Below are 2,113 nucleotides of genomic sequence, written 5' to 3'. Positions count from 1 at the left end.
CCCATGTTCAGGACCACGAAGGACAGAGCCGCTGCAACGATAACGAATGCAATCAATACGATTGCAGACTCGATGCCCACGACGCCGCGCCTAGTGCGTTTGCTTTTGTTGTTAGGAGTCCTCTTGACTTCCATGCCTCCAGTATATGCCGGTAATGATAAAACCTAGAGTATGTCCGCAATTATACTTCATTTGCGCTTGCGCGCTGCATGCGCGCGTGCTGCGAGGCCTGCCGCATGTAGATTGCTGGCATGACACGCCTTGAAGGCTTTGAGCCACATCTATCATGCTGTCTAAGCAGACAGATCCGCCAAGTCCCGACCAGCTTTTCGTATCCTTCGTTTTCGGTCGGGACTATTTCTAAAATGAAAAAATATTTTGCCCGGGCAGGGCGCCAGGGCCTGCAGGAATAAATCTAGTTCAGGTTTATGACCTGGTCCGATATAGGCGGGATTGCGCGCTCTACCGTCAGCGCAGCGCCGAAACTCGGGATGACTTCAAGCCTCGAAACATCAAGCGCGCCCGGCCTGTCGGCATCCTTGAATATCACCAGCGCGACTGCCTGCTCTGCCTGGTCAAGCACGTCGTTGTTGTTGCCGTTGGTCGCAAAGTACAGGACTGCGACAGTGTTTGTCGGCCCCGCGCCCACGCCCGGCATTATCGTGATGATGTTCTGGTCGCGCACCTGCTGTATCGCGTCGTCTATGGATGCAAAGGTGGTATTGCTGAGCGCGCCCTTGTAGATGTTGTCATAGCTGACCGTCTTGCTTGTGTATCTGATGACAATCTTTGAAATGTCCACAGCCGAGCCTCCGCCGGCCAGCTTTATCGGGACCGTGTAAGCTGAAATCTTGGACGCCGTCACGTTTCCTTTTCCGGTCGAAACGCCGGAGACTTCAAGGGCAGAGCTAGCCTCTGACAGGCTGGTGCTGATTGCGTTCTTGGCCTTGTCAGTGGTCGCAAACCCCGCGTTCAGTACGACGAATGCTATTGCGGCGGCAACTATTACAAATGCGATAAGCACGATTGCCGATTCGATGCCTACGACACCACGACGATTCTTTCTGGCTTCCACGATCCTGCTGACATGGACCGAGTTTAACTCTAGCTGCATGTAGAGTTTTTTACATGCCAAAGGCGACTTGCGCGCATCTGTTGTAGTAACTTTTGCAGGAGCAAAGCTTGCCGTTATTCGCCGCATAGATGGTAGAAAATGCCCTTTAATGCCATTAACGGCGGCAGTAGCTAGGCAATCGCCGTAATGTTTACGGCATATGCCGTGTTTTCTGTATGTAGCTTTCTTACTAACAAATCGTTAAATAATTTTTTTCTAGTGTCTACTTCTATATGACTACTACAAGCGTCAAAAAACTCTACGACACAGACCTTGACCTTACCGAAGTCGAAGATTCGATTTATGGCGCCGACGACAAGATCGACCGCGTTTTTGCAAAATACTTTCTTACAGTCCAGAAGAAACTCTTGCCGGATCTCCAAAAGCTCGACCTGAGCCTCAACGAGGCCAAGGTGCTGCTCTACCTGATGATACGCAAGCACTCTACCGCTACCGACGCTTCAAAATACACCGGCATCGGCCGGACTGAAACCTACCACTACCTTTCCAACCTGCTCGCAAAAGGAGTCGTGCTTTCGACGTTTGACAGGCCGCAGAAATATTATGCCCTGCCGTACACGGAGGCCATCGACTGCCTGGTGCGGGCAAAGCAGAACGCGCTGCGTTCCGTTTCAAACAACAAAGACGAAAACCAGAACATGATAAACAGCATCATCGATGGCATGGTGATACCGGCGCAGGAGGGCAAGGAAAGTTATCAGGTAATAGTAGGCGAAGGGCCTGTGCACGCAAAACTTGTCAGGATGCTCGAAGGCGCAGCAAACGAAGTGTCGGCGCTGTTTTCCGACCGCTACCTTGTCAACCTCTACCATGCAGAGATAACAGACAGCCTGACAGACCTTGCTCGCAAGGACGTGAAGGTAAAGCTCCACACCTCGTGCCAGAAGGTGACTGAATACCTTGACGAAAACGGTGGCGCCAAGGGCGACATGGAAGTCAAGGTGGTCGACACCACGCACGCGCCGGTCGACTTTGTGA

General features: G+C 52.0%; 3 protein-coding genes. 1 reads left to right on the top strand and 2 read right to left on the bottom strand.

All coding sequences use genetic code 11. The features are described 5' to 3' along the window. Both ACREAY_RS11495 and ACREAY_RS11490 read right to left on the bottom strand, forming a co-directional pair. The coding region (locus ACREAY_RS11495) for an archaellin/type IV pilin N-terminal domain-containing protein (protein WP_431755909.1) at window positions 1-134 on the bottom strand (134 nt) is incomplete at its 3' end. Window positions 135-415: 281 nt separating this feature from the next. Next, complete coding sequence (locus ACREAY_RS11490; protein WP_431755908.1) at window positions 416-1,135, bottom strand: archaellin/type IV pilin N-terminal domain-containing protein; 720 nt, start codon at window positions 1,133-1,135, stop codon at window positions 416-418. A 212-nt stretch (window positions 1,136-1,347) separates the two neighbouring features. On the opposite strand from ACREAY_RS11490, the gene ACREAY_RS11485 reads away from it, so the two are divergent. Next, the coding region (locus ACREAY_RS11485) for a TrmB family transcriptional regulator (RefSeq protein WP_431755907.1) at window positions 1,348-2,113 on the top strand (766 nt) is incomplete at its 3' end.

It is taken from the genome of Nitrososphaera sp. (assembly GCF_050748925.1).
GTDB lineage: Archaea > Thermoproteota > Nitrososphaeria > Nitrososphaerales > Nitrososphaeraceae > Nitrososphaera.
Note: the sequence above shows the minus strand (reverse complement) of the source record. Positions and strands in the feature narration are given on the sequence as shown.